The organism is Stutzerimonas sp., from assembly GCF_982611455.1.
In genome coordinates this window covers 1-16923 of record NZ_CEXBBO010000039.1, presented here as the reverse complement: position 1 = coordinate 16923, position 16923 = coordinate 1, and the positions used below count along the sequence as shown (strand labels likewise).

Here is a 16923-nt window from a genome sequence, read left to right as displayed (position 1 = left end):
GGGCGCGCCTCCCACAAAAATGGTGCGGTGTGCGCTATGGCCTTTGTGGGAGGCCCGACCCGGGGCGAACGGGCTTGAGTAAATCGCGCGGCCCTAGACGACGCGAGCCTCGTATTCCAACCGTTCGATAGCGCTGTCCAGCTCATCCAGCGCCTGGGCGGCGCTCGGGTGATTCTGCTTGAGCAGAGTCTCGCTGCGCTCGCAGGCGGCGCGCAGCTGAGGAACGCCACAATAACGGGTGGCGCCGTGCAGCCGGTGCACGCGATCGATTATCGCCTGCTGGTCGCTGACCAAACGCGCTTCACGGATCGCCCGGCGGTCATCTTCCAGCGACGCCAGCAACATGCTCATCATGTCTGCCGCCAGATCGGCCTTGCCCGCGGCCAGGCGCAAGCCCTCCTCTGCATCCAGCACCTTTAGATTATTTTCTAGCGGAACTGCCTCGACCGGAGCGGCGAGAAAGCTGCGCAGCAGCGGCAGCCCTGTCCACTTCAGCACCACCTGCGCCAGCTGCCGTTCGCTGATCGGCTTGGTCAGATAATCGTCCAGGCCACTCTGCAATAACGAACGCTTTTCGTTAGACAGCGCGTGCGCAGTGAGCGCGATGATCGGCAGCGGCGGCTGCCCGCTGTCGACTTCCCACTGACGGATCGCCTCGGTGGTCTGACGGCCGTCCATGCCGGGCATCTGCACGTCCATGAACACCAGATCGAAGGCCTTACGCTTGACCGCCTCGAGCGCCTCCTTGCCGCTGCTCACCGCTTCGGCCTCGCCGCCCATGTCGGTCAGCAGGGTTTCGAGCAGCAACAGGTTGGCCGGGTTGTCGTCGACACAAAGGACGCGCGGCGCGCGAGTCTCGGGCATCGTTATGCTCTCGACCAGTGCCTGCGGGGGACGCAGCAGATCGAGCATGACCCGCTGTAGTTTGCGCGTGCAGGCCGGCTTGCCCTGCAGCTGAGTATGAGTGTGGGATTCGGGTAGGGCTTCGTGGTACTGCGCCTGTTCGCTGGTCGGGCAGAGCACGATGCACTTGCAGCCCAGCCCCTCGAATTCCCACAGGCGCTGACACAGCTGCTGCGGCCCGATCTCGCGGCTGGACACGCCGAGCACAGCGATCTCGATCGGTGTGTCGCCTGTACGTGCGGTCGCCACAGCTTCCTGCAGCTGATCCAGGGTGTCGAACGGCATTACGTCCAGGCCGCAGCCTTCCAGCTGATGCTGCAATGCCTGGCGCGCCAACGGGTGTTGTTCGAGCAGACCGATCTTGCGCCCCAGCAGGGCCGCGCGCGGCAGGTCCTCGATATCGTCGCGGGCCTTGGGCAGGCTCAGGCTGATCCAGAATTCGGAGCCCTCCTCCGGAATACTGTCGACGCCGATTTCGCCGCCCATTTGTTCGATCAGACGTTTGGAGATCACCAGCCCCAGCCCGGTACCGCCGGGTTGGCGCGACAGGGAGTTGTCCGCCTGGCTGAAGGCTTGAAACAGCGCGCGCAGGTCCTGATCGGTCAGGCCGATACCGGTGTCCTGCACGCTGATGCGCAACTGGGCGCGATCGGAGCGTTCGTCCTCGACCATGGCGCGGACGACGATGGTGCCTTCGTTGGTGAACTTGATGGCATTACTGACGAGATTGGTCAGCACCTGCTTGAGTCGCAACGGATCACCGACCAGCGACAGCGGCGTGTCGCGATAGACCAGACTGACCAGCTCCAGATGCTTGGAATGGGCCGCCGGGCCGAGGATGGTCAGGGTGTCCTCGATCAGGTCGCGCAGGTTGAAGGGAATATTGTCGAGCACCAATTTGCCGGCCTCGATTTTCGAGAAATCGAGAATCTCGTTGATGATCCCCAACAGACTGTCGGCAGACTTTTCGATGGTCGACAGGTAATCCTGCTGACGCGGCGTGAGGTCGCTTTTTTGCAGCAGGTGGGTAAAACCGAGAATGCCGTTGAGCGGTGTACGGATCTCATGGCTCATGTTGGCAAGGAACTCGGATTTGATCCGGCTGGCCTCCAGAGCCTCCTTGCGTGCCAGGTCCAGTTCGATGTTCTGGATCTCGATGGTTTCGAGGTTCTGCTGCACGTCCTCGGTGGCCTGATCGATGCTCTGCTGCAATTCCTCGCGGGCACTGAGTAGCGCCTCGGCCATGCGATTGATGCCCGCCGCCACCTCGTCCATTTCATGGCTGCCGAGCGCCGGCAGCCGGGTTTCCAGGTAGCCGTCCTTGAGCTGCGCCACCGCTACTTTGACCTTGTGCAGCGGCTTGCTGATGGCCGTACTCATGCGCAGCGCCAGCAATGCGGTAATGATCAGCCCGGCGCCAATCAGCAGCAGGCTGGTGAACAAACTGCGATAGCCACGCAGCAGGGTGCCCTGATGCGACAGCTCCAGCTCCAGCCAGCCGATCTGGCGGAAGTCGTTGTTCGGGTTGTCTTCGGCGAGATTGAGATGCTTGCCCAGCACCGGCATCAGGATGCGCGTGGTGTCGATGCTGCTGACCTGAGTCAGCGCCTCAGGATCGGCCGGTGGCGAGGGCGTGATCATGTTCGGCCCGGCGTGGGCCTGCAGGTTGCGCTCGGTATCGAGGATGGACACCGCACGCACGTCATGTTGATCCAGCACCTGATTGAGGATCCGCTGCAGACGCTGGTCGTAGCCCTGGGCCATGGCCGGTGCAGCCAGCGGCGCCAATTGCTCGGCGATGAGTTGGCCGCGCTCGTCGAGTTGGTGGCGCATCTCCGACAGCTGCATCCAGGTGAAATAGGCGCCGAGCACTACGGCCAGCACCGTACTGGGCAGCAATATCAGCGCCAGCACACGACTCTTTATTCCTAGGTCTTTAAGCACGGATCCATTCCCCGGTTTGCCAGGCGACTAGTGTAGCGGCTCAGCGTGCGGGAATCTGCTTGCCAGAGCCGCCCGGCGACAGGGCGCGCTGGCGATCGATCAGCAATCCGTCAACCAGCCCTGACAAGTATTGGGTCGATCAGTCCAGACCGCGAATATCCCGCTCCTGAAAGTCGGGAAGCTTCCAATGGAAGGTCATCGCCAACACGCGGAACAGGAAGCCGGCACAAAGCGTGGCGAGCGAGGCAATGGAATTGCCGACACCTAACCAGAGCAGCGCGACATAGAGCACACCCGTGAATAACGCCACCGTCGCATACAGCTCGCGCTGAAGCACCATCGGCACCTCGTTGCAGAGAATGTCGCGCAGCAATCCACCGAACACACCGGTGATCACGCCAGCCAGCACCACGATCGAGAAATGCGCGCCCATCTTCATCGCCACGCCGCACCCGATCACCGTGAAAGCCACCAGGCCCAGACCATCGACCAGCAGAAACACCTGCCGTAGATGATGCATATGCCGCGCGACCATAGCGGTAACAATGGCCGCGCCAATGGTGAAGCCGAGGTATTCGGGGTTGGCGATCCAGCCGACCGGGTAATGCCCCAACAGCACATCGCGCGCCGTGCCGCCGCCGAGTGCGGTGACGGTGCCCAGCAGGCAGATGCCGAACAGATCCATGCCGCGACGCATGCCCATGATGGCGCCGGACATGGCTTCAGCCGTAATCGCGATCAGGTAGATGATGTGCAACAAGGTCACGGCGCGACTCCAAACTGGGCGGGACGGTGGAAAGATGCGTAATTATGGGGCAGGCTCCTGCTTAATCGTCGTGGCTAAGTAAATTTAGGCTATACAAATATTTCCTTAATTGGAGCATCGCAGCTTGAATCTCGACCCGAAACAGACCGAGGCCTTTCGCGCCGTCATCAAGACCGGCAGCTTCGAGCAGGCAGCGTTGCGTCTGCACCTGACGCCACCCGCCATTTCCCAGCGCGTGCGTGCTCTGGAAAGTGCGCTGGGCAACGCGTTGATCGTGCGCAGCCGGCCGTGCCGCCCCACCGAGACGGGCCAGCGACTGCTGCAATACCTGAAACGCGCCACGCTGCTCGAAGCCGACCTGATGGCTGAACTGGCCGAGCGCAGCGACGCGCCGCTGGTGGTGGTCGCTGCGCTCAATGCCGACAGTCTCGGCACCTGGTTCTTCCCGGCGCTGGCCGAGGTGCTGATGCGGGAACGCGTGCTGCTGGATCTGACCGTGGAAGATCAGGACCACACCTACAGCCTGCTGGAAACAGGTCTGGCGATCGGCTGCATCAGCACCGAGCCCAAACCCATGCGCGGCTGCACGGCCAGCCCGCTGGGCAGCATGCGCTATCGGCTGGTGGCTTCGGCGGAATTTCGCCAGCGGCACTTCGCCAACGGGCTGACCCGCAACGCCGCGCGCAAGGCTCCGGTAGTCGCCTACACCCGCAAGGACAGCCTTACCTCATCCTTCTTGCTGCGCCAGTTGGGCCTGCCGGAAGGCGCCTATCCTTGCCACTACGTACCCGGTGCGGAGCCGCATTTCAGCGCGATCCGCTATGGCCTGGGCTACGGCATGGTGCCGGAACTGCTATTGGACGACGCCCTGGCGCAGGGCGCGGTGGTCGATCTGGCGGACGATGCGCCGCTGGATGTCGCCCTCTATTGGCACACCTGGAAGGTACAGTCGCCACGCATGGAAAACCTGTCGCGACAGATCGTCGATGCCGCACCGAAGATTCTCGCGCGGCCGGAGGGGGCGTAGTGCTGAGATCAATCAATCGCTCGCCAGCGGGCTCGCGAATTTGCGCTTGCGTTGAAATCATCTTCCGACGTCCCCCGTGTCCAGGCGCGACGCGACTGGGCCACGCAAAAGCATGGGCACCATCAAAGAGACTCAATCGCTGCCCATAGAAAAACTGTCGCGGCAGATCAGCGATGCCGCTCCGAAAACACTTCGCACCCAGATGGCAAATGAAGCGCGCATCGCCGGGACTGCGCAGGGTCCAGCAGTTGAGGCACACTAGCGCACCATGAACTCTCACCCCCAATATCCCGCCTGCTGCTCGCCTTTGCTTGATCATTGGCCGCTGCCGCGCGCCCTTCCCGGCGTGCATCTGCTCAGCACCCGTTTCGATCCGAACCTGCTCGATCCTGATGACTTTAGTCGCTGGGGCATCCCGCTAATGGCCGCCGCGAGCAAGCGTCAGACTGAATTTCTCGCCGGCCGAATTTGCGCTCACGAAGCACTGCGCCGGGTTACCGGCATGCCGGGCATTCCCGCCGTTGGGGAAGATCGTTCGCCGTGCTGGCCTCTGGGTGTAGTCGGCTCCATCACCCACGGCGCCGGCTGGGCCGGGGTGGTGGCGGCGCGAAGTGAACAGTGGCGCGGGTTGGGGCTGGATGTGGAAAAGCTGTTACCGGTCACACGGGCTGATCGCCTGGCCGCCGAAATCCTCACACCAAGGGAATTGCAGGACTACGCCGAACTGCCTGACGCACAGCGAGCGCTGCGGGTGACCCTGACCTTCTCGATCAAGGAGAGCCTGTTCAAGGCGCTCTATCCGCTGGTGAATACGCGTTTCTATTTTCAGGAAGCCGAACTGACTCACCACGACAGTAACGGCCACGCCCGCCTTCGCCTGCTCAGTGATCTTTCGGAAGAATGGAGGATTGGTGCCGAGCTTGAAGGCCAGTTCGTTCAGTTCGACGACTACCTGCTGAGTCTGGTCAGCATTCCGGCCTGATAGCGCGCTTTTAAAGATGTGGAGGATCCGTCGCCCCCCGGCTTGATGGGTTTCACCCATCCCACGGGTTGAGAGCGGCACGACCCTTCCTACAAATAACAATTCGCGCCAAGGCTCGTGGCCTACCCCGCCTGCTTTCGCGGCCAAATCAGACTGAAGCGCGCGCCGCCCAACTCGCTATGGCCAATCTGCGAGCGCCCGCCGTGCCAGTAAGTGATTCGCCGAACGATGGACAATCCCAACCCATGCCCGCCCGAAGCGCGGGTGCGGCTGTCGTCCAAACGCAGGAAGGGCGCGAAAACCTTCTCCCAAGCCTCTTCCGGCACGCCCGGCCCGTCATCGTCGACGCTCAGCTGCGCGCGCTCGGCGTCGATGATGAAGCTCACCTGCACCCGCGTTTCAGCGTGGCGCATGGCGTTGGTGACCAGATTACTCAGCGCACGGCGCAGGTAATGCGGCTCGGCCTCTACCAGACAGCTACCGTCGAAAGCCGGCACGCAAGCGCCACGCTCGACCCGCACGTTCGCGCGCAGCGGTGCCAGCTCACCGATCACCTGATCGACCAGCGCGCCGAGATCGACCGTCTGAAAGGTCAATTCAGGCGAACCGCGTTCGAGACGGGTATAGACCAGCATTTCATCCACCAGCCGGTCGAGGTCATCGATGTCACCGTCCATGCCTTCGAGGTATTTGGTGCGCGCCTCGGGTGTCTGCGCCTCGGCTGCCATTTCCAGCCCGAACCGCAGGCGCGCCACTGGCGTGCGCAGTTCATGCGCCACCGCGCTGACCATTTCGCGCTGTACCGCCAACAAGCGCTGAAGGTGGCTGGCCATGCCGTTGAATGCCTTCGCCAACCGCCCCACCGAATCGGTGCCGGCGGCCGGCACGCGTGTTTCCAGATTGCCACCGGCGATACGCGTGGCGGCGCTTTCCACTTCGCGCACACGCCGTTCGAGTTGGCGCACCAGCAGGTAGACGGTGAGCCCGATCAGCGACAGCCCGAGCACGCCGATTACGATCAACAGCTGCGGCGGATAAGGGTTCAGCTGATGCAGCGGGCCCAACGACATGATCCAGGGCGTTCCGGAAATCGCGGCGAACACGCGGATGGCATCACCCCCCTTGTCCAGCGCCATCACCGTGTCGCCCTCATCGAGACGACGGCGCTGATCGTCGTCGAGGCTGGCGCTGTCGCGGGTGAGCAGTTCCAGCGCATAGCCGAAGCCGCGGGCTTCTTTCAATGCAGCCAGGCGCTGCGGTTGTTCGGCTTCGGGATAGCGGATCAGCTCATCGATCAGCAGATAAATGGTCGCTCGCGCCAGCTGTTCGCTGATCTGTTCGACCTCGCCGGTGAGCACCAGCCGATCGGTGGCGCTGACCAGGGAAAATATCGTGACGCTATGCGGGCGCATCTGCTCGACCAGCACCTGGCCACGCAACAAGCGGGTTTCCAGCCGACTCTCCAGGCTGACGTCATCCAGGGTACGCACGCGCAACGGGATGCCCAACAGGCGGCCCCATAGATTCGCCGCCTGACGACGTTCGATGGGCGTCATGCTTTGCATGTTGTGCGCCATCAGACGGAACGTGCCACTTGCCAGCGTCTCGCGGTGGTGGTCGGCGCGCACCTCGTTGAGCAGTTGCAGACCACCGGCCCCCAACAGCCCAACCAATACCAGCACGGCGAGCACGCCGCCATAGATACGCAGGAAGACCGAATTCACTGCAGCGCTTCAGCTGCTTCGGATACGAATAGATAGCCCTTGCCACGCACCGTCTTGATCAGCCGTGGATGCTCGGGGTCGTCACCGATCTTGGGACGGATGCGTGAAATGCGCACATCGATGGAGCGGTCCTGGCCGTCGTATTCGATGCCGCGCAGCTCGGCAAAGATCTGCTCGCGGGACATGATCCGTCCCGGATTGGAAGTCAGCAGCCAGAGCAGGTCGAATTCCGCGCCGGTCAGTTCGATGCCGTCGCCACGCAACCAGGCCTCGCGCAAGGCGTTATCGACCACCAGCGGGCCGTACTGCAAACGCTTGCCGTTGGTGGCCGGGGCCGGCTCTGCGCCTTCACGCCGACGCAGCAGTGCACGAATCCGCGCCAGCAACAGGCGTGGACGCACCGGTTTGCAAACATAATCGTCGGCGCCGATTTCCAGGCCCAGCACTTGATCGAGATCATCAGCGCGGGCGGTGAGCATCAGAATCGGGCCATCGTAGCGATCACGCACCTTGCGGCAGATGGTCAGCCCGTCCTCGCCCGGCAGCATCAGATCGAGCACGACCAGATCGGGCCGTTCATTCACGATGCGCTCGGCAGCCAGGGCGCCATCCGCCTCGATCGATACCTGCAAGCCATTGCTTTCGAGATACTCACGGGTCAGCTCGGCCAACCGCTGGTCATCTTCGACAATCAGGATGTTCCACGACTCTTGATCCACCATGCGCCCCTCCCAGACCATCGGCCGCATTGTAGCGTTACGCCGAGGCGAGATGGCAGCATCGCGCCGCTTGGCGACACAAGGTGCGCGGCCCGCTTGCTGGCCGACAGCCTTGTTGCAAAGACAGGTCGAAGGTCACTCAGTGCCAGCCTGGCGCTGACGCCGTCACCTGCACCGCCACCCGCACCAGATCGGAGTGCTTAGAGCAACCTGGATCGCTCAGGTTGAATCGATCCTAGCAACCGATCTCCATCGTCAGATGCCATAACGCCAGTATTTCCGGGCCAGCTCATCAAACGGCCTACCTGTTGCGGGAAAGGCGCATAAAGTCGTCTTTGACAAAACACCACATATAGTGTTTACGCCTTCAACGATCAGGCGACCGTACAGCGCGTCTAGACCGGCATTTCATCCGAACGCAGCGCAGCCCCGAAACGGCGCGGGCTGCGCTGCAATCGCGCACAGCTCGCCCACATCTTATCCACAGGTTGTTCATTTCCAACGCCTTGCGTTGGGCTCGAACCGCCACTATCGTGTCGCTTCAGGCCGCTTTAACCCCATATGTTGGGGCTGGATAGCCAAGCAGACACAATCGCCGAAAAAAGCAAGCAAATTAATTCGCTCTGATTTTGAACGGCTCGCGCCCGCGTCTAGCGCGATAGATCGACGCCGCAGGGCCCGAACTTGCGGAGCCCAACGTTGATTTTGTTTACGCCCAGCAGTAGCGCACACGCCAAGCGCATCACACTACATGTTGTGTTTTGAGGTTGTGATCTTCACAACGCCTGACTATGCTTCGGGACATTCGATTCGCCACCCCTGGTGCCGGATCGTTTCCAGTTTTGAGTTACCCATGGGCCGGTTCGCCGGGGCATGGTTCATGCAATACGAGACATGCAATTCGAGAAGAAGGCCGCTCATAAAGCAGGCCTGACACCTAACGCGTTAGAGACAGAGAGAATCCGGAGACCCCATGCAGAACGAGTCCATTCGCGAGAACCCGCACGCCGACAACAGCACGCTGGACCTGGCCGCCACCGCGCCGGGCCAGCTGCGCGTGATCAAGCGCAACGGTACGGTCGTCCCTTATACCGATGACAAGATCACCGTCGCCATCACCAAGGCGTTTCTCGCAGTGGAAGGCAACAATGCCTCCGCCTCGTCGCGCATCCACGACACCGTGCAGCGCCTGACCGAGCAGGTCACCGCCACCTTCAAGCGCCGCATGCCCTCCGGCGGCACCATCCATATCGAAGAAATCCAGGACCAGGTCGAACTGGCCCTGATGCGTTCCGGCGAGCAGAAAGTTGCCCGCGACTACGTGATCTATCGCGAATCCCGTAGCCAGGAGCGCAAGCGCGGCGCGGTCGACGCACCGGTCGAAGCCCATCCGAGCATCCGCATCAAGCGTGCCGACGGCAGCATGGCGCCGCTGGACCTGGGCCGCCTGAACACCATCATCACCGAAGCCTGCGAAGGCCTCGAAGAAGTCGATGGCGCGCTGATCCAGAAAGAAACCCTGAAGAACCTCTACGACGGCGTTGAGCAGACCGACGTCAACACCGCCCTGGTGATGACTGCCCGTACCCTGGTCGAGCGTGAGCCGAACTACTCCTACGTCACCGCTCGCCTGCTGATGGACACCCTGCGCGCCGAAGCCCTGAGCTTCCTGGAAGTCGCCGAGTCCGCCACTCACCACGAAATGGCCGACCTCTATGCCAAAGCCCTACCCGCCTACGTGGAAAAAGGCGTGCAGTTCGAGTTGCTCGACCCGCGCCTGAAGGAATATGACCTGGCCAAGCTGGGCGCCGCGATCAACCACGAGCAGGACCAGCAGTTCACCTACCTCGGCCTGCAGACCCTCTACGACCGCTACTTCATCCACAAAGATGGCGTGCGTTTCGAGCTGCCGCAGATCTTCTTCATGCGCGTCGCCATGGGCTTGGCCATCGAGGAAGAACAGCGCGAAGCCCGCGCCATCGAGTTCTACAACCTGCTGTCGTCCTTCGACTACATGGCCTCCACGCCAACCCTGTTCAACGCCGGCACCCTGCGTCCGCAGCTGTCCTCGTGCTACCTGACCACCGTGCCGGACGACCTGGGCGGCATCTACGACGCCATCCGCGATAACGCCCTGCTCTCCAAGTTCGCTGGCGGCCTCGGCAACGACTGGACCCCGGTGCGTGCACTAGGCGCCTACATCAAGGGCACCAACGGCAAATCCCAGGGCGTCGTGCCCTTCCTGAAAGTGGTCAACGACACCGCCGTCGCGGTCAACCAGGGCGGCAAGCGCAAGGGCGCGGTCTGCGCCTACCTGGAAACCTGGCACCTGGATATCGAGGAATTCCTCGAGCTGCGCAAGAACACCGGTGACGACCGTCGCCGTACCCACGACATGAACACCGCCAACTGGATTCCGGACCTGTTCATGAAGCGCGTCTTCGACGACGGCAAGTGGACCCTGTTCTCGCCAAGCGAAGTACCGGACCTGCACGACCTCACCGGCAAGGCCTTCGAGGAGCGCTACGAGTACTACGAAGCCCTGATCGAATACGGCAAGATCAAGAACTACAAGACCCTGCAGGCCAAAGACCTGTGGCGCAAGATGCTGTCCATGCTGTTCGAAACCGGCCACCCATGGCTGACCTTCAAGGACCCGTGCAACCTGCGCAGCCCGCAGCAGCACGTCGGCGTGGTGCACAGCTCCAACCTCTGCACCGAGATCACGCTGAACACCAACAAGGACGAGATCGCTGTCTGCAACCTGGGCTCGATCAACCTGCCGCGCCACATCGTCGACGGCAAGCTGGACACCGCCAAACTGGAGCGCACCGTGCGCACCGCCGTGCGGATGCTCGATAACGTCATCGACATCAACTACTACTCGGTGCCGCAGGCGCGCAACTCCAACTTCAAGCACCGCCCGGTGGGCCTGGGCATCATGGGCTTCCAGGACGCGCTGTACCTGCAGCACATCCCCTACGGTTCCGATGCCGCCATCGACTTCGCCGACAAGTCCATGGAAGCGGTCAGCTACTTCGCCATCCAGGCCTCCTGTGACCTGGCCGACGAGCGCGGCGCCTACGAAACCTTCCAGGGTTCGTTGTGGAGCCAGGGCATCCTGCCGCTGGATTCGCAGCAGATCCTCATCGAAGCGCGTGGCCAGAAGTACATCGACGTCGACCTGACCGAGTCCCTGGACTGGGCTCCAGTTCGCGCCCGCGTCAAGAACGGCATCCGTAACTCGAACATCATGGCCATCGCGCCGACCGCAACCATCGCCAACATCACCGGCGTGTCGCAGTCCATTGAGCCGACCTACCAGAACCTGTACGTGAAATCGAACCTTTCGGGCGAATTCACCGTGATCAACCCCTACCTGGTTCGTGACCTCAAGGCGCGCGGCCTGTGGGACGCGGTCATGATCAACGACCTGAAGTACTACGACGGTTCCGTGCAGCAGATCGAGCGCATCCCGCAGGAGTTGAAAGACCTCTACGCGACCGCCTTCGAAGTGGAAACCAAGTGGATCGTCGACGCCGCCAGCCGCCGCCAGAAGTGGATCGACCAGGCCCAGTCGCTGAACCTCTACATCGCCGGCGCCAGCGGCAAGAAGCTCGACGTGACCTACCGCATGGCCTGGTACCGTGGCCTGAAAACCACCTACTACCTCCGTGCCCTGGCCGCGACCAGCACCGAGAAGTCCACCGTCAACACCGGCAAACTCAACGCCGTGTCCAGCGGTGGCAACAACGGCGCCAGCGCCGCCCCGGCGAAAGCTGCGCCAGCGCCGGAACTGTCCGCCGGCCCGGCACCCGTACCGAAAGCGTGCGCCATCGATGAACCAGACTGCGAAGCCTGCCAGTAACGTGCTTGGCTGACGCACAAATCTGAGCGGACCGCGCGTTGTTGTCCGCCAAGCCGGCCCCCATCACGTACAGCTGTACGCTCAGGGGCTCCGACTTGGCAGACGCCTAGCGCTGCCTCGCTCAGCTTCGCGCTCACACCGAGCGGGTGCCGTAACAGCAAGTGCGACGATGAGCGTTTAACTCACTAAGTAATTAGTTGTTCGTACGAGCGCGAGGGAATGCCATGCGTTTACTCGCGAATCGAACCTTGTAGGAGCGGGGGACGCCTAGTCGGGGACGCCGAGTCTTTACGCGACCCGCTATCCGCAACTCACCAGCCGAGTTAACGCATAGCCGAGGGCCACCTCAAATCCAGTCCCCTCGCCCCTCCGGGGAGAGGGCTAGGGTGAGGGGCAGCCCCACCAGACAACACAAAGGCCGGACCTAAACCCCGACCTAAAAGAACACCCGGGACGCAGGGCACCATCACCCTCCCCCAACAAAACACCCGCTTTTGCGCACAAACCAAAAGCCCAAACATTCCCGACCGGCCAAGCCGGTCCCCAATCAGGAGAAACCGCCATGCTGAGCTGGGACGAATTCGACGAAGAAGAAACCACCACCGCACCTGCTGCAGCAAAAGCCGCAGCCGCCACCGAAGCAGCACCGGCCAAGCTCGACAACGAAGCCGCCGGCTCCGTTGAAGAAGCCCGCGCCGTCGCCGCTGACGACTCCGCTGCCATCGCCCGCGCCAAGAAGGCCCTCGACGACCTCGACATCCAAGAAGGCCTGGACGACCTCGAAGGCGCCTCCGCCCGCGTTCACGTCGGCGACAAGCAGATGATCAACGCCCGCGCCGACCTCAACCAGCTCGTGCCCTTCAAGTACGACTGGGCCTGGCAGAAGTATCTGGATGGTTGCGCCAACCACTGGATGCCGCAGGAAGTAAACATGAACGCCGACATCGCCCTGTGGAAGAGCCCGGACGGCCTCTCCGAGGACGAGCGCCGCATCGTCATGCGCAACCTCGGCTTCTTCTCCACCGCCGACAGCCTGGTCGCCAACAACCTCGTGCTGGCCGTGTACCGCCTGATCACCAACCCCGAGTGCCGCCAGTACATCCTGCGCCAGGCCTTCGAAGAGGCGATCCACACACACGCCTACCAGTACTGCATCGAATCGCTGGGCATGGATGAAGGCGCGATCTTCAACATGTACCACGAGATCCCGAGCGTCGCGAAGAAAGCCTCCTGGGGCCTCAAATACACCCGTTCGATCTCCAACCCCGAGTTCACCACCGGCACCGTCGAGACCGATAAAGAGTTCCTGCGCAACCTCATCGCCTACTACTGCGTACTGGAAGGCATCTTCTTCTACTGCGGCTTCACTCAGATCCTCTCCATGGGCCGCCGCAACAAGATGACCGGCACCGCCGAGCAGTTCCAATACATCCTGCGCGACGAGTCCATGCACCTGAACTTCGGCATCGACGTGATCAACCAGATCAAGATCGAAAACCCACACCTGTGGGACGCCGCCATGAAGGACGAAGCGACCCAGATGATCCTCCAGGGCACCCAACTGGAAATCGAATACGCCCGCGACACCATGCCCCGCGGCGTCCTCGGCATGAACGCCTCGATGATGGAGGACTACCTCAAGTTCATCGCCAATCGTCGTCTAACGCAGATCGGCCTGAAGGAAGAATATCCAGGCACCACCAACCCGTTCCCGTGGATGAGCGAGATCATGGACTTGAAGAAGGAGAAGAACTTCTTTGAGACGCGGGTGATTGAATATCAGACGGGTGGGGCTTTGAGCTGGGATTGATTCCGTTCACTCACTGAGAGATTAAGAGCGCTTTACCTGAAATGGATTTTTGGGGTGGCGAGTTAAATTTTGAGCCCCGCCTAGTGCGGGGCTTTTATTAAGAGCATAAAAATGCAGAACCGCGAACAAAGCGAAATATTCAAAGAACACTTAAAAAGAGAAAAATCAAAGAGAAACCTACAAACATCAATACTATTATCATTGGCAGTAACGACAATTTTATTTGCCGCCGGCCTCAACAAAACCTTCCCCTCGGATATAGCCTACATACCCTCCATCATAGCCGGCACAACAACTTTCGTGCTCGCAATTTACTACTACCTCCAAACAAGACCAATTTATATACCAAACCCACACACCGAAAGAACCCCACTACAAGAATTACGCTCAGCACGATCAAGCCTTGACGAAATAGAAAATCTTTTATCTATATACATTGACACAAAAAGCACCACACAGAGTGCTGAAATAAAGAAACTGCGCGACAGAATTAGAGAGTCTTACGAGGAAATTTGTTATGAATGGTACTCTCCAAGGAGCATGCTAGATCTAGATGAGGACTTATTAAACTCATCTACAGGGATATCTATTATCCGTAGCAGTATTGACTCTACAAGAGCCCACATCTCTGACCTAATAACTCAAGAGTTAGAAGACAAGACAGTCGAGCACAGGGAAAGTGAGAGAAAAATAGAAAGAACCAGGCTCCTAGGGGAAAGAGCCCACAGCAGATTAACCATCGAAATAAGTCAGCTATCAAGGCGCGCCAATGTATACATATCAATAGGAACAGCTATAACATTTGTTGCCGGGTATTTTCTATATTTAGCAGCCCAAGATTCATACGAAAGCATTTCCTCACTAACCAGCACCGATCCAACACAACTAATTCAACCAAAATTTCTAGCAACAGTAATAATAAAAATATCCATTGTAGTATTTATTGAAATATTTGCATTTTACTTCCTAAAACTCCATAAAGATCTAATGGAAAATATAAAATACTATCAAAACGAAATAACCAACATAGACCTAAAAATAGCAGGCCTAAGCGCCGCTGAAAACTCAGATGAATGCATAAAAATTGCCGTCGAAGAGCTATTAAAAACGGAGCGTAACTTCCTAATAAAAGACAAACACACAACCATAGAATTAGAAAGAAGAAAGCAAGATTCCTCGTTCACCGCAGACTTGGCCGAAACTATTCTCAAGCTGATAAAGAGCAAAGAAAAATAACAAAATGACCAATTTTGAACAGATATTTTTCTCGACTAAAAAAGGGGACAGATTTGAATGGTACTTACTTAACCGCTTTCGGATGCCCATTTTTCCTAACCTCTATCTGTGCAGCATGCCGTGGTCGAGTCAATAACGGATAGGCGTTAGCCCTTCGCTTGAGTGCTCTCGGTTCGACTCTTCCGGGCCGCCTTCCAACCCGTTGCTGTGCGATCAAAACCAGCAGGCCGTGTAGGTCGTCGAACATGTCTGCATCATCAAATTGCCGCCACGCCAGCCATAATTGAAGGCTATGTTTGAAGCTCAGTTCGCGGGGCATACAGTCCGCCAAAGAGGCTGACTGCGCCATTATCAGGCGGATAAGATTGTGGGCCAGCAGATAAACCCACAGCTCCTTCACAGCCATCGCTAGCGTTTTACAGCTCAACATTTCCAACCCCATCGTGCTCTTGAGATTGCGCAAATCCAGCTCGACGTGCCAACGATCTTTGTATAGTGCTTTCAGTGCAGCCTTGGGTGTTTGATTCGGGCAGAGCAGTGTCGTGACCAGTATTTTTCCACCCGTTTTCAACTCCCGAATTTCTAGCTTTTCCGGCACTTTTTCGAAGTACGCTTGGCTCATCCAACTTGGCCGATTCCTGGGTTTTTCTAGCGCAATCAGGTGATCGCATGCGCCGAGGTGTTTGCCCAGCTCAAAGTCGGTACTACGTCGGCGTGCACCGTACTGCTCGAACACCCCGTCGATACCTCTGCGTTGCAATTCATACAGCAGGAAGTAAGTCGCGTAATACGCATCGCCCATTAATACATCGCCGGAATCCAGCGTATCGAGCATTGAGCGCAGCAGTGTTTGCTCATCCCTGCCCTTACCCCGAAAGCGCCCAAGCGCTGCATCTAAAACCGCTCCACTGGAAAGGCAGATGAGCCCGACCATTCTGCAAATCGGAAAACCAAGCCCCGGTTTCTGACCCCTCGACTGGGGATATGCCGTTTGATTCGCTGCCGTATCCGGCATAGATACCGTTGTGCCGTCGACGAGTTTTACCGGTCTGCCCATCCACCGCCATGCCTTGGCGGAGTAGGCGCTAATCATGCTTCCGGTACTTCTTAGCAACCTTGAAACCATCTCAACAGGAAGCCGCTGGCGCGCTCGGCAGTAGCCGCCAGTGTGCGTACTGCACGGCCTCAAACCACCGAGCATTTGCTTTACCGCCATGTCATTAACGGCCTTCTGGCAGGAGCGATCTGCACTTAATGCCTGGGCCATGAACATAGAAAGCGTCTCGGTGGGCGGGAACTGCCGCTCTCGATGACAGGGCAGCAATGAATCAACGCGGTCAAATAAATCAGGGCCGGTAAGCAGATTGAAGAAGGCGTAGGCGTCGGTATTAGAAGAGTGCCGCTGCGCTTTTTGCTGTTGATGAATGATGCTCTGGCGCCTACGATTCATGTGGGCTGCTCCTTGGTCTTGGTGTGTGTTCGCAACTATCACCGTAGACCAGGAGCGGCATTTCTGTTTTCTAATCAGTTGGTTAGCGTTAAGTAAGTGCCATTCGGGACAGATTTATTTTCTGCGCCGTTCTCCTCTACAGGTTTCGGCCTTACGCCGAGTTACTTTCTCTTTGCTTGTGCAAAGAGAAAGTAACCAAAGAGCGAGGTAGCCTGGAAGTGACGCGTGGAAAAGGCTTCGCCGTTTTCCACCCTACGTTCCGGTAACGTCGATGCGTCGGCGGTGTGGGCGGGTGAGATGTCGTAGGGTGGATAACGCTTTTCTTATCCACCGAAACGACTTACAGCCAACACCACGCTCAAGGATGAGCCGCCATGTCTCGATACCGCCGCGCCCAGGTGCCGGGCGCCACCTATTTCTTCACGGTCAATCTGCGTAACGTAAGCGCTCCATAAACCCCACCTTCAACTGAACTATCCGTTTCCGGATGCTGG

Annotated in this window: 11 protein-coding genes and 1 pseudogene; 7 read left to right on the top strand and 5 right to left on the bottom strand. The window is 59.3% G+C overall.

All coding sequences use genetic code 11. The features are described from left to right. Window positions 1–93 precede the first annotated feature (93 nt). The gene (locus AC2LD7_RS18930; protein WP_484599235.1) at window positions 94–2847 is read right to left on the bottom strand and encodes a response regulator; all 2754 of its coding nucleotides are present in this window, start codon (window positions 2845–2847) and stop codon (window positions 94–96) included. A 139-nt stretch (window positions 2848–2986) separates the two neighbouring features. Next, complete coding sequence (locus AC2LD7_RS18925) at window positions 2987–3613, bottom strand: trimeric intracellular cation channel family protein (RefSeq protein WP_484599234.1); 627 nt, start codon at window positions 3611–3613, stop codon at window positions 2987–2989. A 124-nt stretch (window positions 3614–3737) separates the two neighbouring features. Here AC2LD7_RS18925 and AC2LD7_RS18920 point away from each other — a divergent pair, with 124 nt between their 5' ends. From AC2LD7_RS18920 to AC2LD7_RS18910, 3 genes are all read left to right on the top strand, one after another. After that, window positions 3738–4640 (top strand): HTH-type transcriptional regulator ArgP, encoded by a 903-nt coding sequence (locus AC2LD7_RS18920; protein ID WP_484599233.1) that lies wholly within the window; start codon window positions 3738–3740, stop codon window positions 4638–4640. Window positions 4641–4752: 112 nt separating this feature from the next. Next, the gene (locus AC2LD7_RS18915) at window positions 4753–4902 is read left to right on the top strand and encodes a hypothetical protein (protein ID WP_484599232.1); all 150 of its coding nucleotides are present in this window, start codon (window positions 4753–4755) and stop codon (window positions 4900–4902) included. Window positions 4903–4908: 6 nt separating this feature from the next. Then, window positions 4909–5622, top strand: a complete 714-nt coding sequence (locus AC2LD7_RS18910; RefSeq protein ID WP_484599231.1) for a 4'-phosphopantetheinyl transferase family protein — start codon at window positions 4909–4911, stop codon at window positions 5620–5622. A gap of 122 nt (window positions 5623–5744) precedes the next feature. Here the strand turns inward: AC2LD7_RS18910 and AC2LD7_RS18905 are convergent, their stop codons facing one another. Both AC2LD7_RS18905 and AC2LD7_RS18900 read right to left on the bottom strand, forming a co-directional pair. Then, complete coding sequence (locus AC2LD7_RS18905) at window positions 5745–7346, bottom strand: ATP-binding protein (RefSeq protein WP_484599230.1); 1602 nt, start codon at window positions 7344–7346, stop codon at window positions 5745–5747. Then, on the bottom strand, window positions 7343–8065 hold the full coding sequence (locus AC2LD7_RS18900; protein WP_484599249.1) for a winged helix-turn-helix domain-containing protein: 723 nt from the start codon (window positions 8063–8065) through the stop codon (window positions 7343–7345). The genes AC2LD7_RS18905 and AC2LD7_RS18900 overlap by 4 nt, the downstream gene beginning before the upstream one ends. Before the next feature lie 973 nt (window positions 8066–9038). On the opposite strand from AC2LD7_RS18900, the gene AC2LD7_RS18895 reads away from it, so the two are divergent. The 3 genes from AC2LD7_RS18895 (at window position 9039) to AC2LD7_RS18885 (ending at window position 14979) form a co-directional block, all read left to right on the top strand. Continuing rightward, window positions 9039–11933: a ribonucleoside-diphosphate reductase subunit alpha gene (locus AC2LD7_RS18895; RefSeq protein ID WP_484599229.1), complete on the top strand. Its 2895-nt coding sequence runs from the start codon at window positions 9039–9041 to the stop codon at window positions 11931–11933. A gap of 562 nt (window positions 11934–12495) precedes the next feature. Beyond that, entirely contained in the window at window positions 12496–13743 is a 1248-nt protein-coding gene (locus AC2LD7_RS18890) for a ribonucleotide-diphosphate reductase subunit beta (RefSeq protein WP_484599228.1), read from the top strand. A gap of 111 nt (window positions 13744–13854) precedes the next feature. Continuing rightward, a complete protein-coding gene (locus tag AC2LD7_RS18885) occupies window positions 13855–14979 on the top strand; it encodes a hypothetical protein (protein ID WP_484599227.1) in 1125 nt (374 codons plus the stop codon). A gap of 64 nt (window positions 14980–15043) precedes the next feature. Here the strand turns inward: AC2LD7_RS18885 and AC2LD7_RS18880 are convergent, their stop codons facing one another. Beyond that, window positions 15044–16429: an IS4 family transposase gene (locus AC2LD7_RS18880; protein WP_484599226.1), complete on the bottom strand. Its 1386-nt coding sequence runs from the start codon at window positions 16427–16429 to the stop codon at window positions 15044–15046. A gap of 374 nt (window positions 16430–16803) precedes the next feature. Between AC2LD7_RS18880 and AC2LD7_RS18875 the strand changes: the two are divergent. Further along, window positions 16804–16869, top strand: a pseudogene (locus AC2LD7_RS18875) (REP-associated tyrosine transposase); the annotation flags it as partial. Window positions 16870–16923 lie beyond the last annotated feature (54 nt).